The 24,505-nt window shown below is 67.8% G+C and carries 26 protein-coding genes and 1 pseudogene; 25 read left to right on the top strand and 2 right to left on the bottom strand.

Annotated features, from left to right (window positions below):
* Nucleotides 1-92: 92 nt before the first annotated feature.
* Nucleotides 93-1,259: a PHB depolymerase family esterase gene (locus RNZ50_04505; GenBank protein MDT8854310.1), complete on the bottom strand. Its 1,167-nt coding sequence runs from the start codon at nt 1,257-1,259 to the stop codon at nt 93-95.
* Nucleotides 1,260-1,306: 47 nt separating this feature from the next.
* A complete protein-coding gene (locus RNZ50_04500; protein MDT8854309.1) occupies nt 1,307-1,708 on the bottom strand; it encodes a CopG family transcriptional regulator in 402 nt (133 codons plus the stop codon).
* Between the two features lie 385 nt (nt 1,709-2,093).
* Between RNZ50_04500 and nifA the strand changes: the two genes are divergently transcribed.
* The 25 genes and pseudogenes from nifA to RNZ50_04375 all read left to right on the top strand — a co-directional run bounded on the left by nifA (nt 2,094) and on the right by RNZ50_04375 (nt 24,450).
* Entirely contained in the window at nt 2,094-3,884 is a 1,791-nt protein-coding gene (gene nifA, locus RNZ50_04495) for a nif-specific transcriptional activator NifA (GenBank protein ID MDT8854308.1), read from the top strand.
* A 208-nt stretch (nt 3,885-4,092) separates the two neighbouring features.
* Nucleotides 4,093-5,562 carry a nitrogenase cofactor biosynthesis protein NifB gene (nifB, locus tag RNZ50_04490; GenBank protein MDT8854307.1) on the top strand — a complete coding sequence of 490 codons (1,470 nt, stop codon included), beginning with the start codon at nt 4,093-4,095 and terminating at the stop codon, nt 5,560-5,562.
* A 32-nt stretch (nt 5,563-5,594) separates the two neighbouring features.
* Entirely contained in the window at nt 5,595-5,789 is a 195-nt protein-coding gene (locus RNZ50_04485; GenBank protein MDT8854306.1) for a 4Fe-4S dicluster domain-containing protein, read from the top strand.
* Between the two features lie 3 nt (nt 5,790-5,792).
* On the top strand, nt 5,793-6,569 hold the full coding sequence (locus tag RNZ50_04480) for a 4Fe4S-binding leucine-rich repeat protein (GenBank protein ID MDT8854305.1): 777 nt from the start codon (nt 5,793-5,795) through the stop codon (nt 6,567-6,569).
* Nucleotides 6,556-6,828, top strand: coding sequence for a nitrogen fixation protein NifZ (locus RNZ50_04475; GenBank protein ID MDT8854304.1), 273 nt, complete (start codon nt 6,556-6,558; stop codon nt 6,826-6,828). Before RNZ50_04480 ends, RNZ50_04475 begins: the two co-directional genes overlap by 14 nt.
* Nucleotides 6,825-7,040: a putative nitrogen fixation protein NifT gene (nifT, locus tag RNZ50_04470; protein ID MDT8854303.1), complete on the top strand. Its 216-nt coding sequence runs from the start codon at nt 6,825-6,827 to the stop codon at nt 7,038-7,040. The genes RNZ50_04475 and nifT overlap by 4 nt, the downstream gene beginning before the upstream one ends.
* A 3-nt stretch (nt 7,041-7,043) precedes the next feature.
* Nucleotides 7,044-7,880: an SIR2 family protein gene (locus RNZ50_04465; GenBank protein ID MDT8854302.1), complete on the top strand. Its 837-nt coding sequence runs from the start codon at nt 7,044-7,046 to the stop codon at nt 7,878-7,880.
* A gap of 282 nt (nt 7,881-8,162) precedes the next feature.
* Nucleotides 8,163-9,056 carry a nitrogenase iron protein gene (nifH, locus tag RNZ50_04460; protein ID MDT8854301.1) on the top strand — a complete coding sequence of 298 codons (894 nt, stop codon included), beginning with the start codon at nt 8,163-8,165 and terminating at the stop codon, nt 9,054-9,056.
* Nucleotides 9,057-9,111: 55 nt separating this feature from the next.
* Nucleotides 9,112-10,593, top strand: coding sequence for a nitrogenase molybdenum-iron protein alpha chain (gene nifD, locus RNZ50_04455; protein ID MDT8854300.1), 1,482 nt, complete (start codon nt 9,112-9,114; stop codon nt 10,591-10,593).
* Between the two features lie 99 nt (nt 10,594-10,692).
* On the top strand, nt 10,693-12,231 hold the full coding sequence (gene nifK, locus RNZ50_04450; protein ID MDT8854299.1) for a nitrogenase molybdenum-iron protein subunit beta: 1,539 nt from the start codon (nt 10,693-10,695) through the stop codon (nt 12,229-12,231).
* Between the two features lie 59 nt (nt 12,232-12,290).
* The gene (gene nifE, locus RNZ50_04445; protein ID MDT8854298.1) at nt 12,291-13,748 is read left to right on the top strand and encodes a nitrogenase iron-molybdenum cofactor biosynthesis protein NifE; all 1,458 of its coding nucleotides are present in this window, start codon (nt 12,291-12,293) and stop codon (nt 13,746-13,748) included.
* Between the two features lies 1 nt (nt 13,749).
* Nucleotides 13,750-14,973: pseudogene (nifN, locus tag RNZ50_04440) on the top strand (nitrogenase iron-molybdenum cofactor biosynthesis protein NifN).
* 168 nt (nt 14,974-15,141) lie between these two features.
* Nucleotides 15,142-15,588: a nitrogen fixation protein NifX gene (nifX, locus tag RNZ50_04435; protein MDT8854297.1), complete on the top strand. Its 447-nt coding sequence runs from the start codon at nt 15,142-15,144 to the stop codon at nt 15,586-15,588.
* Nucleotides 15,585-16,061 (top strand): NifX-associated nitrogen fixation protein, encoded by a 477-nt coding sequence (locus tag RNZ50_04430; protein MDT8854296.1) that lies wholly within the window; start codon nt 15,585-15,587, stop codon nt 16,059-16,061. Before nifX ends, RNZ50_04430 begins: the two co-directional genes overlap by 4 nt.
* Nucleotides 16,062-16,072: 11 nt before the next feature.
* Nucleotides 16,073-16,369: a ferredoxin III, nif-specific gene (gene fdxB / locus RNZ50_04425; protein MDT8854295.1), complete on the top strand. Its 297-nt coding sequence runs from the start codon at nt 16,073-16,075 to the stop codon at nt 16,367-16,369.
* Nucleotides 16,356-16,892, top strand: a complete 537-nt coding sequence (locus RNZ50_04420) for a nitrogen fixation protein NifQ (protein MDT8854294.1) — start codon at nt 16,356-16,358, stop codon at nt 16,890-16,892. The genes fdxB and RNZ50_04420 overlap by 14 nt, the downstream gene beginning before the upstream one ends.
* 151 nt (nt 16,893-17,043) lie before the next feature.
* Entirely contained in the window at nt 17,044-17,364 is a 321-nt protein-coding gene (locus tag RNZ50_04415; protein MDT8854293.1) for an iron-sulfur cluster assembly accessory protein, read from the top strand.
* 12 nt (nt 17,365-17,376) lie between these two features.
* Nucleotides 17,377-18,096 (top strand): iron-sulfur cluster assembly scaffold protein, encoded by a 720-nt coding sequence (locus RNZ50_04410; GenBank protein ID MDT8854292.1) that lies wholly within the window; start codon nt 17,377-17,379, stop codon nt 18,094-18,096.
* 11 nt (nt 18,097-18,107) lie between these two features.
* Nucleotides 18,108-19,289 (top strand): cysteine desulfurase NifS, encoded by a 1,182-nt coding sequence (gene nifS / locus RNZ50_04405; GenBank protein MDT8854291.1) that lies wholly within the window; start codon nt 18,108-18,110, stop codon nt 19,287-19,289.
* Nucleotides 19,289-20,440 carry a homocitrate synthase gene (nifV, locus tag RNZ50_04400; protein MDT8854290.1) on the top strand — a complete coding sequence of 384 codons (1,152 nt, stop codon included), beginning with the start codon at nt 19,289-19,291 and terminating at the stop codon, nt 20,438-20,440. The genes nifS and nifV overlap by 1 nt, the downstream gene beginning before the upstream one ends.
* The gene (gene nifW / locus RNZ50_04395) at nt 20,437-20,802 is read left to right on the top strand and encodes a nitrogenase stabilizing/protective protein NifW (protein ID MDT8854289.1); all 366 of its coding nucleotides are present in this window, start codon (nt 20,437-20,439) and stop codon (nt 20,800-20,802) included. Before nifV ends, nifW begins: the two co-directional genes overlap by 4 nt.
* A 17-nt stretch (nt 20,803-20,819) precedes the next feature.
* Complete coding sequence (locus tag RNZ50_04390; protein ID MDT8854288.1) at nt 20,820-21,719, top strand: electron transfer flavoprotein subunit beta/FixA family protein; 900 nt, start codon at nt 20,820-20,822, stop codon at nt 21,717-21,719.
* A gap of 12 nt (nt 21,720-21,731) precedes the next feature.
* On the top strand, nt 21,732-22,823 hold the full coding sequence (locus tag RNZ50_04385) for an electron transfer flavoprotein subunit alpha/FixB family protein (protein MDT8854287.1): 1,092 nt from the start codon (nt 21,732-21,734) through the stop codon (nt 22,821-22,823).
* An 11-nt stretch (nt 22,824-22,834) separates the two neighbouring features.
* On the top strand, nt 22,835-24,142 hold the full coding sequence (locus RNZ50_04380; GenBank protein MDT8854286.1) for an FAD-dependent monooxygenase: 1,308 nt from the start codon (nt 22,835-22,837) through the stop codon (nt 24,140-24,142).
* Nucleotides 24,139-24,450 carry a ferredoxin family protein gene (locus RNZ50_04375; GenBank protein MDT8854285.1) on the top strand — a complete coding sequence of 104 codons (312 nt, stop codon included), beginning with the start codon at nt 24,139-24,141 and terminating at the stop codon, nt 24,448-24,450. The genes RNZ50_04380 and RNZ50_04375 overlap by 4 nt, the downstream gene beginning before the upstream one ends.
* The last annotated feature ends 55 nt before the right edge of the window (nt 24,451-24,505 follow it).

Genomic DNA, 24,505 nt, shown 5'->3' with positions numbered 1-24,505 from the left:
GCGGCGCTTTCCCCGCCATTGTCGCCGCGCTGCAGCACAACGGGGCGGTCAATGCCTGCCTGATTGGCAGAAGGGCGGCCTTCGCCCAAGGCTCAGTCGCCGCGGTGCTGCAGGAAGAAACGCAGCATCTCGCGCGAGGCGTCGGGGCCGGCCGGGTCGGTGTGGCTGCCTGCCGCCTTGCCCCCGGCCCAGGCGTGGCCCGCGCCCTCGATCTCCCAATGCTCGCAGTGCGAGCGGCCATCGGGCAGGCTGTGGCTGGTCTGGCGCCAGCCGCGCCCGCCCGCCGAGGTGCCGCGCTGCACCGTTTTTGCCAGCCCCGGCCGCCCCGACAGCACCTGCCGCGCCACCGCATCGCCATTGCGCGGATGCACCGTGGCATCGGCCAGCCCGTGCAGGATGATGGTCGGCTGCGTGCGGATCGCGGTGCTGCCCGCCCCGCCCTGCTGCATGGCGGCAAAGGCCGAGGGCACGTCGCGCGCCGCCCCGACCGGCAGGCCGGAATGCACGCCCACGGCATGAAACAGCTCGGGGTAGGCCGCAGCCACAATGGCCGCCGCCGCCCCTCCCGCCGACAGCCCCGCGATGTAGACCCGCGCCGGGTCCACCGGATGGTCGCGCAGGATGTCGCGGGCGATGCCGGCGATCAGGGCGGGTTCGCCCCCGTCGCGCCGCTGGTCTTCCGGCTTGAACCAGTTCCAGCACTTGTTGGCATTGGCGCCGGTTGGCTGGGCCGGATAGGCGATGATGCAGCCGAATTCCTCGGCCAGCGCGTTCATGCCGGTGCCCGCGGCAAAGTCGTCGGGCGACTGGGTGCAGCCGTGCAGCATCACCACCAGCGGCATCGGCTTGCCCTCTGCCTTGTGCGCGACGGGGGTGTAAAGCCGGTAGTCGCGCCGACCCTGCGCCGAGGCATGCGTCAGCGTGACGAACCGCCCGGGGCCGGTATCGGCCTGCGGGCGCGGGCCGGAGGCCGCGGCGGGCATACCCCCGGCCGCGATCCGGCGCAGGGTTTCGCGCAGGCCGCTGCGGGGGGCCGCGGCGCGTGCCGGCGCCGGGTCGGGTGCGGCGGTCGGCGGGGCCTTGGGGGCCGCGTCAAGACGGGTGGCGGTGCCGTCGATCACGTCGCCTTCCGGCTGGCCGGGGGCCGGTGCCGGGCCGCCGTGCAGCAACGCCCGGATCAGGTCTGTCGCCTCCTGCAGCTTGCCCTGCCGGGTCAGTTCTGTCGCTTTGGCCATGCCGGCCGAGAACATGTTGGTCATCTGTAACCTCTGGAATGCGTGAATGTATGGGTCTTGGGCGGGGCAGGTCAGGTGATGCGGTCGGCCAGCGCGGCCTTCACCGCATCGCCCGCCTGCAACCCGCCCAGCACCGACAAGGTGAAGATGCTGGCGCGCGCCAGTTCGGCGCCGACATCGGGGGCGATGACCGCGAGGCCCAGCACCCGGATCTCCAGCATCTGGCCCGCGTCCCTTGCGGCCTCCAGTTCGGCGCGGGTGATGGTGCGCAGCCCCAGATCGACGCTCTTGCGCGTCACGACCTGTCGCACGGTGTCGGCGTGGCGCTCGATCTGGTTGCGGATTGCCGTCCGGATGAAATCGGTGCGGTTGGCATAGAAGCCTTCCTGCACCAGCAGTTCGATCTGGCCCAGGTCGACGAACCCGAGATTGATCGTGATCTTTTCGCTGTCAGGCGTCTTCGCCACGGCCATCTCGACCTCCTCTTACCATCCACATGGATGTTATATGGATGGAAAGGGCCGCGTTGTAAGCCCTGCCGTGCCGAAACCCGGGCCCGGTGCGGCGTGGCCGGTGCGCGTGTCGCCTGCCGCGGCGCGGCCACCCGCGCGGCTTGGCCGGTTGCCCGCGCCGCCACCCGGGCCGGGACGGAATCGCGCCCGGTTCCCAAGGCTGCGCCCGCCGGATTGGCGATATAGAATCTGCATCATTTTGTGGCGACACCGGCGGAACTGCTACTTTCTGCACCGCAGCATTGCGGCCATGCCCGATGCGCCACGTCCCGGCACCCCTGCGCCCGCGACGGGCTGGACTTTCCTTCCGAAGCCTTCATGCTGGGATTACAACCGTGGGGGAAAGATGCAGCACCGTCTCGCCAGCGTCCCGTCAGACCAGATCGACCCGCCGCCTGCGGACGACGAATACCACCCGATGCACGCGCTGTGCGAAGCCGCCAAGATCCTGACCGGCGCCACCGATCCTATCGCGGCGATGCCTTCGGTGTTTCAGGTGCTGGCGTCCTGCATGGGGCTGCAACATGCGGCGCTTGCCCTGCTGCAAGAGGGCGAAGGGCCGGCCCCCGTCGGCCAGCGCCCGCCGGTGGTAAACCCCTATGTCATCGCCGCCACCACCAAGGGCAGCGTAACCCGGCCCGCCAGTTGCCACGCCATTCCGCCCGCCGCGGCCAACCATGTGCTGCGCACCGGCGTGGCGCTGGTGTCGCGCGACGTGGTCGAGGAATTCGGCTCCGGCGCCCTGCCGCCCGGCGCGACGCAGGGGCGGCTGGCGCTGATCGCGGTGCCGATCCGCGACCAGATGCATTCGCCTTTCGTGCTGGGCGCGCTGTGCGTCTACCGCGACACGCGCGGCGGCGGCGTGCGCCATCTCGACACCGATCTGCGGGTGCTGAACATGGTCGCCTCGGTGCTGGAACAGTCGATCCGGTTCCGCCGGGTGGTGGCGCGCGACCGTGACCGGCTGCTGCAGGAGGCCCGCGCCGCGATCCATGCGGCCGCCGACGTGGCCACCCAGACCACCCTGCCGCCGGCCGAGCCGATTTCGGGCATCATCGGGGATTCTCCCGCCATCAAGCAGGTGATCACCCAGATCCGCCGCGTCGCCCCGACCCAGGCCCCGGTTCTGCTGCGCGGGGAAAGCGGCACCGGGAAAGAGCTGTTCGCCAGCGCCCTGCATTCGCTCAGCGCCCGCCGGGGCCGCCCGTTCGTCAAGGTCAACTGCGCCGCGCTGAGTGCCAGCCTGCTGGAATCGGAGCTGTTCGGTCACGAGAAGGGCGCCTTCACCGGCGCGCTGGCGCAGAAGAAGGGCCGGTTCGAGCTGGCCGACACCGGCACGCTGTTCCTTGACGAGATCGGAGAGATCAGCCCCGAGTTTCAGGCCAAGCTGCTGCGGATATTGCAGGAGGGCGAGTTCGAGCGCGTCGGCGGCTCGAAAACCCTGCGGGTCGATGTGCGTCTGGTCACCGCGACCAACCGCGATCTTGAGGCGGCGGTGGCCAGTGGCGCCTTCCGCGCCGACCTCTACTTCCGCATCTGCGTCGTGCCGATCACCTTGCCGCCGCTGCGCGAGCGCCGGTCCGACATCGACATGCTGGCCAAGGGCTTCCTCGAGCGCTTCAACAAGCGCAACGGCATGGACAAGCGGCTGTCGCAGGAGGCGCTGGATTCGCTGCGCAACTGCAACTTCCCCGGCAATGTGCGCGAACTGGAAAACTGCATCAGCCGGGTGGCGGCCCTGTCGCCCGATGCGCTGATCCGCCCCGGCGACATGGCCTGCCATTCCAACCAGTGCCTGTCGGCCGACCTGTGGCGGCTGCAAAGCGGGGCGCGGTCACCGATCGGTGGGCTCGCCCCGGGCGCGGTGGTGCTGCCGGTATTGGCCCGCCGCCCGCAGGCGGTGCCTGATGTGGCGCCTGATCCAATGCCCGCCGCCGCGCCACAGTCGGCGCCTGCCCCGGTCGCTGCCGCACCGGCGCCCGTGCCCACCGGCGATGCCGCCGAACGCGCCGCGCTTGTCGATGCGATGGAACGCGCGGGCTGGGTGCAGGCCAAGGCCGCGCGCCTGCTGGGACTGACCCCCCGCCAGATCGGCTATGCGCTGAAAAAGCACGGCGTCACCATCGAACGTTTCTGAGGTCTGCCCGCGCCGGGCCGTGCCACTGGCCGTGCCCGGCGCAACTCTGTCGCGGCGGTGGCGTTTGCGACAGTCCCGCCCGCTTTGTCGGCTTTGCGACCTTCTGTCGGATGTCTCCCTGCGCCGGCCCCCTGCAAAGACAGGTGTCCGGCGCTTGGCACGCTGCTTGCTTCTCCTCTCCAGACGGACAAGCGAAGGGGCAAGTTCCATGGCGGCAAACATCATTGCATTGGGTGGGCTTCAGGTTGCATCGCGGGACGATCTGGGCAAGGCGCTGGCCGATGGCGGCTGCGAGGCGTCATCCTGCGGCTCCAAGGCCGGCCCCGCCGACATGGACCCGGCCACCTGGGCCAAGGTCAAGGATCACCCCTGCTATTCCGAAGAGGCGCACCACTACTTCGCCCGGATGCACGTCGCGGTGGCCCCGGCCTGCAACATCCAGTGCAACTACTGCAACCGGAAATACGACTGTTCGAACGAAAGCCGCCCCGGCGTGGTGTCGGAACGGCTGACGCCGGACCAGGCGGCGCGCAAGGTGATGGCGGTGGCCGCCGAGGTGCCGCAGCTTTCGGTGCTGGGCATCGCCGGGCCGGGCGATGCCGCCTATGACTGGCGCAACACCAAGGCGACCTTCGATCTGGTGTCGGCGCGCCTGCCCGACATCAAGCTGTGCCTCTCGTCCAACGGGCTGGCCCTGCCGGACCATATCGACGAACTGGTGGCGATGAAGGTCGATCACGTCACCCTGACGATCAACACGCTGGACCCGGAGGTCGGCGCGCAGATCTATCCGTGGATCTTCTTTCGCGGCAAGCGCCACACCGGGGTCGAGGCGGCGGCTATCCTGATCGAACGGCAGATGCAAAGCCTTGATCTGCTGGTGGCAAACGGGATTCTGGTCAAGGTCAATTCGGTGCTGATCCCCGGCATCAACGATGCGGGGATGCTGGCGCTGAACAAGGCGGTGAAGGCGAAGGGCGCTTTCCTGCACAACATCATGCCGCTGATTTCCGACCCGGCGCATGGCACGGTGTTCGGCCTGTCCGGCCAGCGCGGCCCGACGGCGGCGGAACTGAAGGCGGTGCAGGATGCCTGCGCCGGTGGCGCCAACCTGATGCGCCATTGCCGCCAGTGCCGCGCCGATGCCGTGGGCCTGCTGGGCGAGGACCGCGGGCAGGAGTTCAATCTGGACCAGCTGCCCGAAGTGGTGGAAGACGCCCCGGAAGCCCGCGCCGCCTATCGCACCTGGGTCGCGCGCGAACGCGAGGACCGCCGCGCCGCGACCGCCCTTGCCACCGCCGACCTGCCTGCCGCCCGGGCGGCGCTGCTGGTGGCCGTGGCGACCAAGGGCGGCGGGCGGATCAACCAGCATTTCGGCCATGCGACCGAATTCCAGATCTACGAGGTTGACGGCGCGGGCGTGCGTTTCGTCACCCACCGCCGCGCCGACAACTACTGCCTCGGCGGCCACGGCGAGGATGACCGTCTGGCCGAGATCATCCGCACGCTCGACGGCGTGCCGGTCGTGCTGTGCGCGCGGATCGGCGAGGCGCCCCGCGCCCGCATGGCGCAGGCGGGCATCGACGTGATCGACGCCCACGCGCAGGACTACATCGAAACCGCGATCGCGGCCGTTTTCCGCGACCGCAACCCCGATCTGGCGGCCAGAACCGCCTGACACTTTCCCAATGGCCTCAAGGAGATCCGACCATGGCTTACAAGATCATCGTTTCGCAATGCACCGTCTGCGGTGCCTGCGAATTCGAATGTCCGAATTCCGCGATCAAGTTCAAGGGTGAAACCTACAAGATCGACCCCGTCAAATGCACCGAATGCGCGGGCGAATTCGACACTCCGCAATGCGTCTCGGTCTGCCCGGTGCCCAAGACCTGCGTTCCGGCCTGAGCCATGCCCGATGGCCCGGACCCGGTTGACTGGCTTGGCGCGACGATCGACTGCGGCACCTGCCGCTTTCGCGCCCGCCAGACCTCCGGTCAATGCGGGCCGGGCTGGGCCTGCGTGCAGGACCGCTATGCCCGGCGGATCGAGCGGTTCTTCCTTCTGAACCCCGATCTGGCCGACGATTGCCTGACCCTGCCGTATTTCGAGGCCCGCGCCCAGGCGGCACGGGCCGCGACCCTGTTCCGCCTGCCGCCGCTGCTGGAAGACCCCGACCCCGGCGTGCGCGCCGTGGCGATCCTGCGGCTGCCCGCCCGCCACGCGCTGCGCCGCCTGCACGACCCCGACCGCACCGTGCGGATCGCCGTGGCGCACCGTCTGGCGCCCGACGATCTGCTGCCGCTCTTGTCGGATGAAGACCCCTATGTGCGGCTGATCGCGGTGCGCCGCATCGACCCCGGCGCGCTGCCGGTGATGCTGCGCGACCCCGACCCCGAGATCCGCGCGCTGGTCGCTGCCCGCATCGCGCCGGGCTGGCTGGTGCATTGCGTGACCGACCCCGAACCGATGGTCCGCCGCGCCGCCGTCCTGCGCCTGCCCGGCAAGCGGCTGCACGTGCTGGCCCGGGATTCCGACATTCGCGTGCGCCATGCCGTGGCCGAACGCGCGCCCGCCGATCTGGCCCGCGCGATGCAGGCTGACCCCGACCCGCAGATCCGCGACACCGCCGCCGAGCGCCTTGCCGCGCTGGCCCTGATGAAGGACGAGGACGATGCAGACCGATGACCGCCCGATCGAGATCTATGGGCCGCCCGCGTTCCGCCCCGGCGAAAAGGTGCGCTCGACCAAGACCATCCGCAACGATGGCACCATCCCGGGGGTCGAGGTCGGCCATGTCGTCGTGACCAAGGGCGACATCGGCTATGTCCGCGACATCGGGACGTTCCTGCAGGAATTCTACGTCTATGCGGTCGAATTCGTCGACCGGGGCAGCATCGTGGGGATGCGCGCGCGCGAACTGAAAAGCGAAGGGGATGGGTTGTGAAAGTGATGATCCGGCAGACGCCGAAGGGGCTGGAATGCTATGTGCCCAAGAAGGATCTCGAAGAGATGATCGTGGAAACCGAAACCCCGGCGATCTGGGGCGGCTGGGCGCGGCTGGGCAACGGCTGGGTGCTGGACCTGCCCGCCTATGACGTGCCGCCCTCGCTGCCCGTCACCGTCGAGGCCCGCAAGCGCCCCGGCGCGGAGGATTAGGCGATGGACGATCATGCACGGCTGCGCGCCGCTCTGGACGATGTGGCAGGGGGCGGGCTGGTGCCCTACCTCGGGCCGTCGGTGTCGGCGCTGGGGCAGGGGGGTGGCCCGACCGAACCGCAGGGCCTGTGCGCGCTGATCGAAGCGGAGGTGCGGGCCCCGAAACGGGCGCGCGGCAACCTGTGGGCCGTGGCGCAATATGTCGAAAGTCGGCGGTTCCGCGCCACGCTGGAGGCGCTGGTGCGCCGCGCCTTTGCCAACCCCGCCGGGCCGAACCCGCTGCACCAGTGGCTGGCGGGTCTGGGCTGCCCGATGATCGTCGATGCCTGGTATGACGGCAACCTGATCGCCGCGATGCGCGAAGGGCCGGGCAACTGGGGCTGGGTGCAGGGCGTCAGCCGCAACGGCGAATGGTCGGAAATCTGGCACCGCGCCTATGACGCGGGTGGCGCGCTGCGCCCCGAAGGCGCCGACCGTCACTGGCAGACGCTGGTCTACAAGCCGCACGGGCTGGCGGCACCCGGCCAGTCTTTCCTGATTTCGGATTCCGATTATGTCGAGGTGCTGACCGAGATCGACATCCAGACCCCGATCCCCGACGAGGTGCAGGCGCGGCGCGCAAACCGGGGCTTCCTGTTCCTCGGCTGCCGGTTTGACGACCAGACCCTGCGCACCTTCGCCCGCCAGATCGCCAAACGATCGGGCGGCGGCCATGTCGCGGTGATCGACGGTGATCTGACCCGGATGGAACGGCTTTTCATGGCGGAACTGGACATCACCCGGCTGAACCTGCCGCTGTCGGCGGTGGTCGCGGAACTGCCCGCCGGCGTGCCCGCCTGAACGCAAGCCCCGCGCGGCCGGCGGCCCCCGGACCCCCGGGGGCCGTTGCCGTTTCCGGGGGCACGACAGGTTTTCAGCGCGACAGGGGCGATTGTCGGGGAATTGTCGGGTTCGCCACATCGCGCGGCAGCCGACACACCTGCGGCACCATCCCCCTAACATGCTGTAAACGCAAAGATCCACCGACAAGACCCCACTTGGCACGCTGCCTGCTTCACTCTCATCGAGATCGGCGGAGACGCCTTACTCCTGACAGTTGATCCAGATGCAAAGGACACCAAGATGAGCAAACTCCGGCAGATCGCCTTCTACGGCAAGGGTGGTATCGGCAAGTCCACCACCTCGCAGAACACCCTCGCGGCGCTGGTCGAAATGGGCCAGAAAATCCTGATCGTCGGCTGCGACCCCAAGGCCGACTCCACCCGCCTGATCCTGAACACCAAGATGCAGGACACCGTGCTGCACCTGGCCGCCGAAATGGGCTCGGTCGAAGACCTCGAACTCGAAGACGTGCTGAAGATCGGCTACAAGGGCATCAAGTGCACCGAAGCCGGCGGGCCGGAGCCCGGGGTTGGCTGTGCCGGCCGCGGCGTGATCACCGCCATCAACTTCCTGGAAGAAAACGGCGCCTACGAGGACGTGGACTATGTGTCCTACGACGTGCTGGGCGACGTGGTCTGCGGCGGCTTTGCCATGCCGATCCGCGAGAACAAGGCGCAGGAAATCTACATCGTCATGTCGGGCGAGATGATGGCGCTTTACGCCGCCAACAACATCGCCAAGGGCATCCTGAAATATGCCAACACCGGCGGTGTGCGTCTGGGCGGGCTGATCTGCAACGAGCGCCAGACCGACCAGGAACTGGAACTGGCCGAAGCCATGGCCGCCAAGCTGGGCTGCAAGCTGATCCACTTCGTGCCGCGCGACAATATCGTGCAGCACGCCGAATTGCGCCGCCAGACCGTGATCCAGTATGCGCCCGAAAGCGCGCAGGCTGCCGAATACCGCGAACTGGCCCGCAAGATTCATGCCAACTCGGGCAAGGGCGTGATCCCGACCCCGATCACCATGGACGAGCTGGAGCAGATGCTGATGGATTTCGGCATCATGCAATCCGAGGACGACCGTCTGGCCGCCATCGCCGCCACCGAGGCTGCGGCCGCCGCCAGCGCCTGACCGAACGGGGCCGGTGCCTGTCACCGGTCCCCCCATCCCTCAAGGAGCCCGTCCGATGCCCAAAGACATTGCCGACACCGCCGCCGAGCACGCCAAGATGATCGAAGAGGTGCTTGCCGCCTATCCCGCCAAGACCGCGAAGAAGCGCGCCCGCCATCTGGGCGTGGCCGGAGCCGTGGAAGAGGGCGAAACCGAACTCCTGTCGAAATGCGACACGGTGAAATCCAACATCAAGTCGGTCCCCGGCGTGATGACCATCCGCGGCTGCGCCTATGCCGGCTCGAAGGGCGTGGTCTGGGGCCCGATCAAGGACATGGTCCACATCAGCCACGGCCCGGTCGGCTGCGGCCAGTATTCCTGGAGCCAGCGCCGCAACTACTACACCGGCGCCACCGGGATCGACAGCTTCGTGACCATGCAGGTCACCACCGACTTCCAGGAAAACGACATCATCTTCGGCGGCGACAAGAAGCTTGAAAAGTCGATCGACGAGCTGAACACCCTGTTCCCGCTGCTGAACGGCGTCACCATCCAGTCGGAATGCCCGATCGGCCTGATCGGCGACGACATCGAGGCGGTGTCGCGCAAGAAGCACAAGGAATATGGCAAGACCATCGTGCCGGTCCGCTGCGAAGGTTTCCGCGGCGTGTCGCAATCGCTGGGCCACCACATCGCCAACGACGTGATCCGCGACTGGGTGCTGGAAGCGGGCGAAGGCGCGCGGGCGGGCTATGAGGGCACGCCCTACGACGTCAACGTGATCGGCGACTACAACATCGGCGGCGACGCCTGGTCGAGCCGCATCCTGCTGGAGGAAATCGGTCTGAACGTGATCGGCAACTGGTCGGGCGACGCGACGCTTGCCGAGATCGAGCGCGCACCCAAGGCCAGGCTGAACCTGATCCACTGCTACCGGTCGATGAACTACATCTGCCGCCACATGGAGGAAAAGCACGGCGTCGCCTGGATGGAATACAACTTCTTCGGCCCCAGCCAGATCGAAGCCTCGCTCCGCGCCATTGCCGCCAAGTTCGACGAAACCATTCAGGCCAATGCCGAACGGGTGATCGCCAAGTATCAGCCGCTGGTCGAGGCCGTGAAGGCCAAGTACAAGGCCCGGCTCGAAGGCAAGACGGTCATGCTCTACGTCGGTGGCCTGCGCCCGCGCCACGTCATCACGGCCTACGAAGACCTCGGCATGGTGATCACCGGCACGGGGTACGAATTCGCCCACGGCGACGATTACAAGCGCACCGGCGAATACGTCAAGGAAGGCACGCTGATCTATGATGACGTAACCGGCTACGAGCTGGAAAAGTTCATCGAGACCATCCGCCCCGATCTGGTCGGGTCGGGCATCAAGGAAAAATACCCGGTGCAGAAGATGGGCATCCCGTTCCGCCAGATGCACTCCTGGGATTATTCCGGCCCCTACCACGGCTACGACGGTTTCGCGATCTTCGCCCGCGACATGGACCTTGCGATCAACAACCCGGTCTGGGGCCTGTTCGACGCGCCGTGGAAGAAATCGGCCTGATCCCCTTCGGGGGGCGGCCCCGCTCCCGGGCCTGCCCCCATCCCCTCCACCCTCGCGGCGCGTCCCGGAATGCGGACGGCCAGCAGAAGGAATCCGACCATGCCCCAATCGGCAGACAAGGTGCTTGACCACGCCGACCTGTTCAACGAACCCGAATACAAGGCGATGCTCGACAACAAGCGCGCCACCTACGAGAACGGCCACTCGGCCGAGAAGGTCGCCGAGATCGGCGAATGGACCAAGTCGTGGGACTACCGCGAAAAGAACCTCGCCCGCGAATGCGTGACGATCAACCCCGCCAAGGCGTGCCAGCCGCTGGGCGCGGTGTTCGCCGCCGCAGGCTACGAATCGACCATGAGCTTCGTGCATGGCAGCCAGGGCTGCGTGGCCTACTACCGCTCGCACCTTGCCCGCCACTTCAAGGAACCGGCGTCGGCGGTGTCATCCTCGATGACCGAGGATGCGGCGGTGTTCGGCGGGCTGAACAACCTCGTCGAAGGGCTGAACAACACCTACACGCTTTATTCCCCCAAGATGATCGCGGTTTCGACCACCTGCATGGCGGAAGTGATCGGTGACGACCTCAACTCCTTCATCCTGAAGGCGCGCGAGAAGGAATCGGTGCCCGAAGGCTTTCCGGTGCCCTTCGCCCATACCCCGGCCTTTGTCGGCTCCCATGTCGATGGATACGACAACATGCAGAAGGGCATCCTGACGCCGTTCTGGAAGGATGTCGTGCGGGTTGCCGATGACGGCATCAACATCATCCCGGGCTTCGACGGTTTCGCCGTGGGCAACATCCGCGAGATGAAGCGGATGCTGGCGCTGATGGATGTGAAGGCCACCATCCTGTCGGATGTGTCTGACGTTTACGACACGCCCTCGGATGGCGAGTTCCGCATGTATTCGGGCGGCACCACGCAGGACGAGATCAAGGCCGCGCTGAACGCCAAGGCGACGATTTCGATGCAGGAATACTGCTCGCGCAAGACGCTGGCGTTCTGCGCCGAACATGGCCATGACACGGCGGCCTTCCACTATCCGATGGGCGTTTCGGGCACCGACGAGTTCCTGATGAAGATCAGCGAACTGACCGGCAAGGAGATTCCCGAAAGCCTGCGGCTGGAACGCGGCCGCCTGATCGACGCGATGGCCGACAGCCAGTCCTACCTGCACGGCAAGACCTACGCGATCTTCGGTGATCCCGATTTCGTCTATTCGATGGCGCGCTTCGTGATGGAAACCGGCGGCGAGCCGATCCACTGCCTTGCCACCAACGGCGGCAAGGACTGGGAAGAGAAGATGAAGGCGCTGCTCGCCTCCTCACCCTTTGGTGCCAACTGCAAGGTCTGGCCGGGCAAGGACCTCTGGGCGATGCGCTCGCTGATGGCGACCGAGCCAGTCGACATGCTGATCGGGTCGTCCTACGGCAAGTATCTGCAGCGCGACACCGACACGCCGCTGGTCCGCCTGTCGTTCCCGATCTTCGACCGGCACCACCACCACCGTTTCCCGACCTGGGGCTATCAGGGCGCGATCAACGTGCTGGTCAAGCTGCTCGACACCATCTTCGACAAGCTGGACAGCACCGCCACCGGCGCGGGTGAAGGCGACATCTCGTTCGACCTGACCCGCTGATCACGGGCGGCCCCGGCATCCCGCCGGGGCCGCAGCCGCATGACGAAAGGGGACGGGCGATGGCCGAGGCTTTGAAAGCGCAGATCGCGGGTGTTCTGAACGAACCGGCCTGCGACACCAACCGCGCCAAGGACGACAGCGCACGCCGCAAGGGCTGCACCAAGCAACTGACCCCCGGGGCTGCGGCGGGCGGCTGCGCTTTCGACGGCGCCAAGATCGCCCTGCAACCGATTGTCGACGTGGCGCATCTGGTCCACGCGCCCCTGGCCTGCGAAGGCAACGGCTGGGACAACCGCGGTTCCGCCTCCTCCGGCCCCGAGATCTACCGCACCGGCTTCACCACCGACCTGACCGAGCTTGATATCGTGATGGGCAACGGTGAGAAAAAGCTGTTCCGCGCCATCCGCGAGGTGATCGCCGAGCAGAACCCGGCGGCGGTGTTCGTTTACGCCACCTGCGTGTCGGCCCTGATCGGGGATGACATCGTCGCCGTCTGCAAGGCCGCCGCCGAACGCTTCGGCACGCCGGTGATCCCGATCGACGTGCCGGGCTATGTCGGCTCGAAAAACCTTGGCAACAAGCTGGCGGGCGAGGCGCTTTACGCCCATGTCATCGGCACCATGGAACCCAAGGCGCCGGGCCTGTGCGACATCAACATCATCGGCGATTTCAATCTGTCGGGCGAGTTGTGGCAGGTGAAACCGCTGCTCGACCGGCTGGGCATCCGCATCCTCGGATCGATTTCGGGCGATGCGCGCTACGCGCAGGTCGCAATGGCCCACCGCGCGCGGGTGACGATGCTGGTCTGTTCCAAGGCGCTGATCAACCTCGCCCGGCATCTGGAGGAAGGCTACGGCATCCCCTTCTTCGAAGGATCGTTCTACGGCATTTCCGACACCTCGGCCGCGCTGCGCACCCTGTGCGCCATGCTGGTGGACCGCGGCGCGCCGCCCGACCTTACCGCCCGCTGCGAGGCGCTGATTGCGGAAGAAGAGGCGAAGACCTGGGCCGCGCTGCAACCTTACCGCCCCGCGGTCGCGGGCAAGCGCGTGCTGCTTTATACCGGGGGGCACAAAAGCTGGTCGGTGGTGTCCGCCTTGCAGGAACTGGGGATGGTGGTCGTCGGCACCTCGGTCCGCAAGGCCACCGAGGAGGACAAGGGCCGCGTGGTCGAGATCATGGGCGACGACAGCCACATGTTCGACAACATGTCCCCGCGTGAGATGTATACCCTGCTGCGCGAGGCCCGCGCCGACGTGCTGATGTCGGGCGGGCGCAGCCAGTTCGTGGCGCTGAAGGCCCGGGTGCCGTGGGTCGATGTCAATCAGGAAAAGCACGAACCCTATGCCGGCTACATGGGCATGATCAACCTCGTGCGCGCCATCGACCGCGAGATGAACAACCCGATGTGGGCCGACCTGCGCGCCCCCGCACCCTGGGACGCGCCCGCCGCAGCGATGGCCGCCGCACCGCTGCTGCTCGTCCCCGGTTCCGCCGCCGATTTCGAGGATTGCTGACATGGCCCGCCTCACGCACCCGCACCGCGCCCTGTCGACCAACCCCCTGAAATCCAGCGCGCCACTGGGGGCCGCGATGGCCTATCTCGGCATCGAGGGCGCCATCCCTCTGTTCCACGGCGCGCAGGGCTGCACCGCCTTCGCCATGGTGCATCTGGTGCGCCATTTCCGCGAGGCGATCCCGCTGCAAACCACCGCGATGAACGAAATCTCGGCGATCCTCGGCGGCGGAGAGCAGATCGAGGAGGCGATCGAGAACCTGCGCAAGCGGTCGAACCCGAAGTTCATCGGCATCGCCTCCACCGCGCTGACCGAAACCCGGGGCGAGGATGTCGCGGGCGAGTTGCGCGAGATGCTGGCGCGGCGCAGCGATTTTGTCGGCACAACGGTGGTTTACGCCGCCACCCCCGATTTCGCGGGCGGGCTGGAGGATGGCTGGGCGCGGGCAGTCGAGGCGATCATCACCGCAACCGTTCCGGCCCACACCGGCCCGCGCGTCGCAGGCCAGGTCAACCTGCTGGCGGGCAGCCACCTGACCCCCGCCGAGGTCGAGGCCACCGCCGGCATGATCCGCGCCTTCGGGCTGACCCCGATCATCCTGCCCGATCTTTCGACCTCGCTTGACGGCCATCTGTCCGACGACTGGTCGGGCACCTCGCTCGGCGGCACGCCGCTGGCCGACCTGCCGCGCATGGCGCAAAGCGTGGCGACGCTGGCCATCGGCGAGGCGATGCGCCCGGCGGCGGCCCTGTTGGAAGCGCGCGGGGTGCCCGCCCGGGTGATCCCGTCGCTGACCGGCCTGCGCGCAGTCGATGCCTTTGTCACGGCGCTGATGGAGCTTTCGGGCAACCCCGCCCCCGCCCTTGTCCGCCGCGACAGGGCGCGGCTGGCCGATGCCTGTCTTGATGCGCATTTCCAGATCGGCGGCTTGCGCGTGGCGCTGGGGGCCGACCCTGATCTGGCCTTCGCCCTTGGCACCGCCTTGACCGCGCTAGGGGCCGAAATCGTGACGGCTGTCAGCACCTCGTCCCTGAACCCGGCGGCGGCGCTGATCCCGGCGGCCGAGGTGATCCTGGGCGATCTGGGCGATCTTGAACGCGGGGCCAAGGCGGGCGATGCGCAGCTGATCCTGACCCATGCCCATGGCCGGATGGCCGCCGCCCGCCTGCACCTGCCCCATGTCCGCGCCGGGTTTCCGACCTTCGACCGGCTGGGCGCGCAGGATGTCTGCCGCACCGGCTATGTCGGCACGCGGGCGTTCTACTACGAGATTGCCAACGCCGTGCTGTCCCATTCCCACCGCCCCCGGCCCGAGGATTTCGGCGCCGCCCCCCAGATGCGGAGTTCGATCATGCCCCCCCGCCGCCTGCGCCTCATTGACCCGGAGCCCCCGATGACCGACCACGCCCTGAAAATCGCCATTGCCACCAATGACATGGAAAACCTGAACGCCCATTTCGGGTCGGCGCGCAGCTTTGCGGTGTATGAGGTCAGCGCCACGGCCTCGCGCTTTGTCGAGGCGGTGGGGTTCGACGACGTGACCGCCCAGACCGCCCGCCACGATGACGAGGCCGACCGCATCGGGCCGAAGATCGCGGCGCTAAACGGCTGCGCACTCTTGTTCGTGCTGGCCATCGGCGGGCCGTCGGCGGCGCGGGTGGTGCGGGCGGGCGTCCATCCGATCAAGCGGAAAGACCCCGAACCGATCAGCGCCATCCTGACCCAGGTCCGCGACATGCTGCGCGACGGCCCGCCCCCCTTCCTGCGCAAGGCCATGGGCCGCAGCGCCGCCCCGAGCTTTCTCGACCCCAGCTTTCTCGACGAGGAGATCAGCCAGTGACCGATACCACCACCCTGACCACGCCGCGCGGCGGCGACTGGCCCGAAAGCGACTTCCTGCGCCAACTGGTGGCCGTGGTGCGCGCCGAGGATGGCCATGGCAGCTGGGAAGACAAGTCCGACGCCGACCTGCTGGCCGAATTCATCCTGACGCCCGAGGAACGGCGCGAGATGCCGATCATGGGCGACCCCGACCCCGACACGGTGTGGCGGCTGGAAAAGTTCTATGATGCCATAGGTTTGCTGATCGAACGCCAGACCGGCTGCATGGCCACACCGATGAGCAAGTTCAGCCATGAAGGCTTTGGCCGCATGGTGCTGATCGCAGGCCGGCTGGTCGTTGTGTCGAAACACCTGCGCGACATCCACCGCTTTGGCTTTCCCACCTGGGCCAAACTGGCCGAGGCCGGCGACAAGCTGACCGCCGATGCTGTCGCCACCATCGCCACCTACCCCGACGCAGCCCGCGCCTGAAAGGGACAGCCATGCCGAAGACCGCCTTCTCCCGCGACGGAACCGAATACGTCCCGCTGTTCCTCAGCGCCATCGACGCCGAAAAGTGCATCGGCTGTGGCCGCTGCTACAAGGTCTGCGGCCGCGGGGTGATGACCCTTAAGGGCGTGACCGAGGAAGGCGACGTGGTCGACGTGTCGGAAGACGATGACGACGACGAGGAAATCCTGCGCAAGATCATGGTGATGGTCAATGCCGGCGCCTGTGTCGGCTGCGGGGCGTGCAACCGCGTCTGCCCGAAGGACTGCCAGACCCATGAGTCGGCCTGAGCCCGCACCCGTGGCAAACGAACTGCGCGCCGATCTGGCCGCGATCATCGCTCATGCATTGGCCGAACGCGACCGGGGCAGGGGGGCCTTGCCCGACCTCCTGGGGCTGGAGCCGAAGGCGCTGGCGCGGCTGGGTGCGCGCTGGTTGCCCTGCGCGGCGCTGCCCGATCTCGACAAGCCGCTGGCACCCGTGCCGCAGGACCAGACCGACATCGCGCTGATGATCCGTTGGCGCGGTGGCGCGATTTCCGAGGAAAGCTTCTGGCTGGCGCAGATCCTCGCCCGCCGCGCGATGGAGCCGCGCCATCTGTGGGAAGACCTAGGCCTGCCCGACCGGCCCGCCCTCGGCCGCCTGATCGCGCGCGAGTTTCCCAAGCTTCACGCCGCCAACAGCCGCAACATGCGCTGGAAGCGGTTCTTCTACCGCCAGATATGCTCTGACAGCGGGGCTGCGATGTGCCTGTCGCCCAACTGCGACGATTGCCCGGAATGGCCGGTCTGCTTCGGCCCGGAAACCGCGTAATCCTCTGTCGCAAACCCGCCATTGTCGCGAAATCCCCTTGGATGACACCCGACAAGACCCCGCCAAGCCGCTGATTTCCCCCTGAAACGCAACTTGGCACGCTGATTGCTTCTCCCCTCGTGAACCCTCTGCGCCACGACAGGAGAGCCCGATGATCGAGATCACCCCCGCCGCCCAGGACGCCATCCGCACCGCGATCGCCGGGGCCGCCCAGCCCGTCGCGGGCCTGCGCGTCATGGTGCAGACCGGCGGCTGTGCCGGCCTGAAATACGGCATGGCGCTGGAGCCGACCCGCGCCCCCGACGACACGGTGATCGAAACCGCCGGCGTGACCGTGCTGGTCGACCCTGACAGCCAGGCGCACCTGGAAGGGGCGACCATCGACTTCGTCTCCACCCTCGAAGGTGCGGGCTTCGTGTTCGAAAACCCGAACGCCACCAGCAGCTGCGGCTGCGGCAAATCCTTCTGCTAGGGGGGCGGCGGCATGTGGGGCTATTCCGAACAGGTCCGCGACCATTTCTTCAACCCGCGCAACGTGGGCTCGCTGGCCGATGCCAATGCGGTGGGCGAGGCCGGGTCGCTGCATGGCGGCGACGCGCTGCGGCTGATGCTGCGGGTCAACCCGGAAACGCAGGTGATCGAGGCGGCGCGGTTCCAGGGCATCGGCGGCGGCCCCGCGATTGCGGTGGCCTCGGCGCTGACCGAACTGGTGCAGGGCAAGTCGGTCGACGAGGCCCGCCGCCTGACAGGGCACGACATTGCGCAGGCGCTGGGCGGGCTGCCCTCCGACCGGATGGCCAGCCCCGAAACCGGGCGGCGCGCGCTGGGGGCGGCGCTGGCGGCCTTTACCGGCGAGCCGGAACCGGTGATTGCCGCCGTGCCGCTGACGGTCTCGCCGCGCCAGTCCTTCGTGCCGATTGCGCCCACCCACCCCTCCAACCCGAAAGTAGCGCGCGACGTGCCGCTGTCGGCGGCCGAGGAACTGGCGGAAGTGACCCGCATCCTCGAGCAGATGCGCGCCGTGTTCCGCGCCGATGGCGGCGATGTCGAGCTGATGGAGTTTTCCGGCAACCGGGTGCAGGTGCATCTGACCGGCGCCTGCAAGGGCTGCCAGATGGCCTCGCTGACGCTGGGGGGCCTGCAAAAGCGCATCGCAGATGCGCTGGGCCGCCCGATCCGCGTCATCCCCGTGGCGAAAAGCTGAAGGGGCGCAAGATGATCCGCAGCTATCTGGACAACAACGCCACGACACGGGTTCTGCCCGAGGTCGTCGCGGCCATGCTGCCGCATCTGTCGGAAAGCTACGGCAACCCCGCGTCGATGCACGCCGAAGGCGGGGCGGCGGCACGGGCCGTCAGCACCGCCCGCGCCAGCCTGCGCGCCCTGCTCGGGGCGGCATCCGAGGACGAGATCGTCTTCACCTCGGGCGGCACCGAATCCAACACCACCGCGATCCTGTCGGCACTGGCAGCCGACCCGGCGCGGCGCGAGATCGTGACCTCGACGGTGGAGCACCCCGCGATCCTGTCGCTCTGCGCCTGGCTGGAAAAGACCGCCGGAGTCGTGGTGCACCGCATCGGCGTCGATAGTCACGGGCGGCTCGACATCGACGCCTGCCGCGCCGCGCTCGGGCCGCAGACCGCGCTGGTAACGCTGATGTGGGCCAATAATGAGACCGGCACGATCTTTCCGGTGGAAGGGCTGGCCGAACTGGCGCACCGGGCCGGCGCGCTGTTCCACAGCGATGCGGTGCAGGCGGCGGGCAAGGTCGCCATCGACCTGCGCTGCACCGATATCGACCTGCTCTCGGTTTCCGCACACAAGCTGCACGGGCCGAAGGGGGTTGGCGCGCTTTATGTCCGCAAGGGCGTGCCGTTCCAGCCGCTGCTGCGCGGCGGGCACCAGGAACGCGGACGGCGGGCGGGCACCTTGAACGTGCCGGGCATCGCGGGCTTCGGGCGCGCGGCGGATCTGGCGCTGGGGCTGGACGTGGCCCCGATCCGGGCGCTGCGCGACCGGATGGAACAGGGCGTGCTGGCCGCCATCGACCGGGTGCAGGTGCTGGGAGACCCGCTGGACCGGCTGCCGAATACATCTGCGCTGGCCTTCGATTTCGTCGAGGGCGAGGCGGTGCTGATGCTGCTCGACCGCGCGGGCATTGCCGCCTCGTCGGGGTCGGCCTGCGCCTCGGGCGCGATGGAGCCGAGCCATGTGCTGCGCGCGATGAAGGTGCCGTTCACCGCCGCCCACGGTGGCTTGCGCCTGTCGCTGGGGCGCGAGACCACGGCGGCCGAGGTCGATCACCTGCTGGCGGTGCTGCCCGGCATCATTTCCCGGCTGCGCGACATGTCGCCCTTCGGCGCGGGCCAGCCCTTTGCAGGCGAGGCCGTGCCATGATGACCCGCGCCCCCCTGATCCTGTGTGACACCACGCTGCGCGACGGCGAACAGACTGCGGGCGTCGCCTTCAGCAGCGCCGAGAAACACGCGATTGCCGCAGCCCTTGATGCCGCCGGCCTTGCGGAGATCGAGCTTGGCGTCGCCGCGATGGGCCCGGCCGAGATTGCCGACATCCGCAGCATGGCCACAAGCCTGACCCGCGCCGCCCCGGTGGTCTGGTGCCGTCTGCGCCCCGAGGATCTGGCGCAGGCCGCGACCTGCGGCGTGCAGCGGCTGCACGTGGCCGCGCCCGCGTCCGACCGGCAGATGGCGGGCAAGCTGCGTGTCGATGCCGACTGGCTGCGCCGCACCCTGGCAGACTGGGTGGGGCAGGCAACGCAGATGGGCTTTGCCGTGTCGGTCGGGGCCGAGGATGCCTCGCGCGCCGACCCGGCATTCCTGGCCGAACTGGCCGCGATTGCGGCGAAGGCAGGGGCGATGCGCTTCCGGCTGGCCGATACTCTGGGCATCCTCGACCCCTTTGCCGCGCATGATCTGGTGGCGGGGCTGATGCCGCGCCTGACGCTGCCGCTGGAGTTTCACGCCCACAACGATTTCGGCATGGCCACCGCCAACACGCTGGCCGCCGCCCGGGCCGGGGCCACGCACCTGTCGGTCACGGTCAACGGTCTGGGCGAACGCGCAGGCAATGCGGCGCTGGAGGAGGTGGCGGCGGTGCTGGCCGCCGCGGGCCGCCCGACCGGCGTGGCGCTCGACCGGCTCTGCGCGCTGTCGGAACTCGTGGCGCGCGCCTCGGGCCGCCCGGTGCCGCCCGCCAAGCCGATCGTCGGCGATGCGGTCTTCACCCACGAGGCGGGCATCCATGTCGATGCGCTGCTGAAGGACCGCGCCACCTACGAAAGCGCGGCCCTGCCGCCCGAACGCTTCGGCCGCGCGCACCGCATGGTGGCGGGCAAACATTCCGGCCTTGCGGGCCTTGCACGCGCGCTGGCCGAGGCCGGACTGCCCTGCGACGAGCCCACGGTGCGCGCCATCCTGCCCGGCCTGCGCCTGTGGGCCGCGCGCGAGAAACGCTGGGCCGGGCCGGGCGACCTGGCCGCCCTGCTGGCCGACCTCACCCTTTCGACCCGCAACAGGAGACCGCAATGACCAACCCCTCTGTCCTTTCCCGGATCGCGGCCCAGCCTTCGGCGGAAGCCATCTTCGATTATCTTTGCGTGCCCTACAGCCCCGAGGTGCTGAACGTCGCCCGCCTGCACATCCTCAAGCGCATGGGGCAATACCTGTCCGCGACCAGCCTTGCAGGCCAGACTGAGGCCGCGGTCTACGCCGCCGCCGCCGCCGCCCTGCGCCGCGCGCACCGGGATTTCGAGACCAGCACCCCGCTGGAACAGAAGGTCTTCAAGGTGCTGGCCAATGCCCGCACCCCGCAGAAACCCGCCTTCGTGCCGCTGTCGGGCATCGGCATCGCCCCCGCCGCCACCACACCCGCATCCGAGGTCGCAGAATGACCAGAAAGGAGCCCCCCATGGAAGAGCCCGTGATCGAAGGCCTGGAGCCGCCGAAGCCTGCGCCGACCGGCCTCAACATCGTGGTCTGCATCAAGCAGGTGCCGGATTCGGCGCAGATCCGGGTGCATCCGGTGACCAACACCATCATGCGTCAGGGGGTGCCGACCATCATCAACCCCTATGACCTTTTTGCGCTGGAGGAGGCGCTGCGGCTGCGCGACGAATACGGCGGGCAGGTCACGGTGCTGTCGATGGGCCCGCCGATGGCCGAGGATGCGCTGCGCCGCGCACTGGGGCTGGGGGCCGACAAGGCGGTGCTGATCACCGACCGCCGCTTTGCCGGGTCGGACACGCTGGCGACCTCCTTTGCGCTGGCCACGGCCCTGACCAAGATCGGCGAGGAACGGCCCATCGACATCGTTTTCACCGGCAAGCAGACCATCGACGGCGACACCGCACAGGTCGGCCCCGGCATCGCGCGCCGCATGTCGCTGACCCAGCTGACCTATGTTTCCGCCATCGACTCGCTCGATCTGGCAGAGCGCAGCATCATCGTGCGGCGCCGGTCGGAAGGCGGGGTGCAGGTGCTGCATTCGCGCCTGCCCTGCCTGATCACCATGCTGGAAGACAGCAACACCATCCGCCGCGGCTCGATCCAGGACCTGCTGCGCGCCGCCCGAGCCCCGGTGCTGATCTGGTCGGCCGAGGATGCCGGGGTGGAAGACCCGATGAAATGCGGCCTTCGCGGCTCGCCCACCGTGGTCAAGCGGGTGTTCGCCCCGACCCCGCGCGCCGAAAAGGCCCAGATGGTCACCGTCGAGGGCAAGAAACCCGATCAGGTCGGCGATGCGCTGCTTGATCTGCTGTTCGCCCGTGACCCCAAGCTTGAAGCGGTTATCGCCGCCACCGCCACCTGAAAGGAGCGCGACATGGCCACTGAACCCACCGCCAAACCCGCCGGCCGCGCCGGCATGAAGAAGGAACTGCCCGAGCGGTTCCGCGACTACAAGCACGTCTGGGTCAACGTCGAGATCGAACGTGGCCGGGTGCATCCGGTGTCGTGGGAACTGATGGGCGAGGGCCGCAAGCTGGCCGACCGGCTGGGCTGCCAGCTTGCCGCCGTTGTGATCGGCCCGAAGTGCGAAACCACCAAGCGCGCCAGCAAACAGTCCTACCACTACGGCGCCGATGTCTGCTACGTCGTCGAGGATGCGGCGCTGACCGACTACCGCAACGAACCCTATACCCAGGTGCTGACCGACCTCGTCAACAAGCACAAGCCCGAGATCCTGCTGCTGGGTGCCACGCCGCTGGGCCGCGACTTGGCCGGGTCGGTGGCGACCACGCTGCAGACCGGCCTGACGGCGGATGCGACCGAGCTTGCCATCGACAGCGACGACAGCCTTGCCGCCACCCGCCCCACCTTCGGCGGCACGCTGCTTTGCACCATCCACACCCTGAACTTCCGCCCGCAGATGGCGACGGTGCGCCCCCGTGTGATGGCGATGCCGGAACCCGACACGAAACGCGCGGGCCGCATGGTCTGGGAATCGCTGCGGATGAAAGAGGACGACATCATCACCAAGGTGCTGGAATTCGTGTCCGACAACACCAAGAAAGATTCCAACCTCGCCTATGCCGACATCGTGGTGGCGGGCGGCATGGGGCTGAAATCGGAAGCGAACTTCCATCTGGTGCGGACCCTTGCGAAAACGCTGGGCGGCGACTGGGGCTGTTCGCGCCCGGTGGTGCAGAAGGGCTGGGCCCCGGCCGACCGCCAGATCGGCCAGACCGGCAACACCATCCGGCCGCGGCTTTACATCGCCGCCGGTATCTCGGGGGCGATCCAGCACCGGGTGGGCGTCGAGGGCGCCGACCTGATCGTGGCGATCAACACCGACCCCGAGGCCAAGATTTTCGAGTTCGCCCATCTGGGCGTCGTCGCCGATGCGCTGAGCCTGTTGCCTGCGCTGACCGATGCCTTCGCCCGCCGCCTTGGCGTGCGCGCGCTGGCAAGCTGAGGAGACCCGCGATGTCAGACCATTTCGACGCGATCGTGGTGGGGGCGGGGCCTTCGGGCAACGCTGCCGCCTATGTGATGGCCAAGGCCGGGCTGAACGTGCTTCAGATCGACCGTGGCGAATACCCCGGATCGAAGAACGTGCAGGGCGCCATCCTCTACGCCGACGCGCTGGAACGCATCATCCCCGATTTCCGTGACAGCGCCCCTCTGGAACGCCATGTGATCGAACAGCGGTTCTGGATGCTCTCGGAACGCTCGCACACCGGGGCGCAATACCGGTCGGACGATTTCAACGAGGAAAAGCCCAACCGCTACACCATCCTGCGCGCGCAGTTCGACAAGTGGTTCTCGCGCCAGGTGCGCGCGGCGGGTGCGATCCTGATCACCGAAACCACGGTGAAGGATCTGATCAAGACCGAGTCCGGCAAGGTGATCGGCGTCGTCACCGACCGCGATGGCGGCAAGATCCATGCCGACATCGTGGTGCTGGCCGAGGGCGTCAACGGCATGGTCGGCCAGCGCGCGGGCCTGCGCCCGGAAATCAAGGCGAACCACGTGGCACTTGCGGTCAAGGAAACCCACTTCCTGCCCGAGGAAACCGTGCGCGAACGCTTCAACCTGGCGGGCGAGGATGACGGCGTGGTGATCGAGGTGCTGGGGTCGGTGTCGTCCGGCATGGTCGGCACCGGGTTCCTTTACACCAACAAGGAATCGATCTCGATCGGGGTCGGCTGCCTGCTGGCCGATTTCGCCGAAACCAGGATCGCGCCCTATGCCCTGCTCGACAAGTTCAAGTCACACCCTTCGGTCGCCCCGCTGCTGAAGGGGTCCGAGATGAAGGAATACGTCGCCCACCTGATCCCCGAAGGCGGCTATGACGCCATTCCGCGCCTGACCGGCGACGGCTGGCTGATCGTGGGCGACGCCGGGCAGTTCGTGAACGCGGTCCACCGCGAAGGGTCGAACCTTGCCATGACCTCCGGTCGGCTGGCGGCGGAAACCATCATCCAGCTTCGCGCCGAAGGCAAACAGCCGACCGAGGAAAACCTGAAGCTCTACCGCGACAAGCTGGCCGACAGCTTCGTGATGAAAGACCTCAAGAAATACCGCAAGGTGCCGCACCTGCTGGAAAAGAACCGCCAGTTCTTCAACATCTATCCGGCTGCGCTCAACCGCGCGATGCAGGCGATGCTGCGTGTCGACGGCACCGACAAGCGCAGCAAGGAGGCCGAGGCGATGCGCGACCTGAAACGCGCGCGCGGCGGCTGGTGGCGTGTGGCAACCGATCTGTTCAAATTCGCGAGGGCCTGGAGATGACCGACAAGAAACCCGAAACCGCGTCGCCCAAGATGGAAGAGCGGCTCTACCAGAACCGCTACCTGGTGGACGAGGGCAACCCGCATGTCACCATTCACCCGCAGCCCGGCGGCGACAGCCCGGCGTTGCAGTCGCTGACCCAGATCTGCCCGGCCGGCTGCTACCGCACCGGCGAGACCGGCCGGGTCGAGGTCGTGGCCGACGGCTGCATGGAATGCGGCTCGTGCCGCATCCTGTGCCAGGCCACCGGCGAGATCGAATGGTCCTACCCGCGCGGCGGCTACGGCATCCTGTTCAAGTTCGGCTGAACCGGGCGGGCCGCCGGCGCGACGATGTGGCGATGCGGCGAATGCCGCGTCCCTG

It is taken from the genome of Paracoccaceae bacterium Fryx2 (genome assembly GCA_032334235.1).
Classification (GTDB): Bacteria; Pseudomonadota; Alphaproteobacteria; order Rhodobacterales; family Rhodobacteraceae; genus JAVSGI01.
This window is presented reverse-complemented; position numbering and strand designations above follow the sequence as displayed.

Excerpts from the sequence above, each read along its gene's own strand:
- RNZ50_04505 (MDT8854310.1), bottom strand. The coding sequence starts at position 1,259 with ATGACCAACATGTTCTCGGCCGGCATGGCCAAAGCGACAGAACTGACC.
- RNZ50_04500 (MDT8854309.1), bottom strand. The coding sequence starts at position 1,708 with ATGGCCGTGGCGAAGACGCCTGACAGCGAAAAGATCACGATCAATCTC.
- nifA (MDT8854308.1), top strand. The coding sequence starts at position 2,094 with ATGCAGCACCGTCTCGCCAGCGTCCCGTCAGACCAGATCGACCCGCCG.
- nifB (MDT8854307.1), top strand. The coding sequence starts at position 4,093 with ATGGCGGCAAACATCATTGCATTGGGTGGGCTTCAGGTTGCATCGCGG.
- RNZ50_04485 (MDT8854306.1), top strand. The coding sequence starts at position 5,595 with ATGGCTTACAAGATCATCGTTTCGCAATGCACCGTCTGCGGTGCCTGC.
- RNZ50_04480 (MDT8854305.1), top strand. The coding sequence starts at position 5,793 with ATGCCCGATGGCCCGGACCCGGTTGACTGGCTTGGCGCGACGATCGAC.
- RNZ50_04475 (MDT8854304.1), top strand. The coding sequence starts at position 6,556 with ATGCAGACCGATGACCGCCCGATCGAGATCTATGGGCCGCCCGCGTTC.
- RNZ50_04465 (MDT8854302.1), top strand. The coding sequence starts at position 7,044 with ATGGACGATCATGCACGGCTGCGCGCCGCTCTGGACGATGTGGCAGGG.
- nifH (MDT8854301.1), top strand. The coding sequence starts at position 8,163 with ATGAGCAAACTCCGGCAGATCGCCTTCTACGGCAAGGGTGGTATCGGC.
- nifD (MDT8854300.1), top strand. The coding sequence starts at position 9,112 with ATGCCCAAAGACATTGCCGACACCGCCGCCGAGCACGCCAAGATGATC.
- nifK (MDT8854299.1), top strand. The coding sequence starts at position 10,693 with ATGCCCCAATCGGCAGACAAGGTGCTTGACCACGCCGACCTGTTCAAC.
- nifE (MDT8854298.1), top strand. The coding sequence starts at position 12,291 with ATGGCCGAGGCTTTGAAAGCGCAGATCGCGGGTGTTCTGAACGAACCG.
- nifX (MDT8854297.1), top strand. The coding sequence starts at position 15,142 with ATGACCGACCACGCCCTGAAAATCGCCATTGCCACCAATGACATGGAA.
- fdxB (MDT8854295.1), top strand. The coding sequence starts at position 16,073 with ATGCCGAAGACCGCCTTCTCCCGCGACGGAACCGAATACGTCCCGCTG.
- RNZ50_04420 (MDT8854294.1), top strand. The coding sequence starts at position 16,356 with ATGAGTCGGCCTGAGCCCGCACCCGTGGCAAACGAACTGCGCGCCGAT.
- RNZ50_04415 (MDT8854293.1), top strand. The coding sequence starts at position 17,044 with ATGATCGAGATCACCCCCGCCGCCCAGGACGCCATCCGCACCGCGATC.
- RNZ50_04410 (MDT8854292.1), top strand. The coding sequence starts at position 17,377 with ATGTGGGGCTATTCCGAACAGGTCCGCGACCATTTCTTCAACCCGCGC.
- nifS (MDT8854291.1), top strand. The coding sequence starts at position 18,108 with ATGATCCGCAGCTATCTGGACAACAACGCCACGACACGGGTTCTGCCC.
- nifV (MDT8854290.1), top strand. The coding sequence starts at position 19,289 with ATGACCCGCGCCCCCCTGATCCTGTGTGACACCACGCTGCGCGACGGC.
- nifW (MDT8854289.1), top strand. The coding sequence starts at position 20,437 with ATGACCAACCCCTCTGTCCTTTCCCGGATCGCGGCCCAGCCTTCGGCG.
- RNZ50_04390 (MDT8854288.1), top strand. The coding sequence starts at position 20,820 with ATGGAAGAGCCCGTGATCGAAGGCCTGGAGCCGCCGAAGCCTGCGCCG.
- RNZ50_04385 (MDT8854287.1), top strand. The coding sequence starts at position 21,732 with ATGGCCACTGAACCCACCGCCAAACCCGCCGGCCGCGCCGGCATGAAG.
- RNZ50_04380 (MDT8854286.1), top strand. The coding sequence starts at position 22,835 with ATGTCAGACCATTTCGACGCGATCGTGGTGGGGGCGGGGCCTTCGGGC.
- RNZ50_04375 (MDT8854285.1), top strand. The coding sequence starts at position 24,139 with ATGACCGACAAGAAACCCGAAACCGCGTCGCCCAAGATGGAAGAGCGG.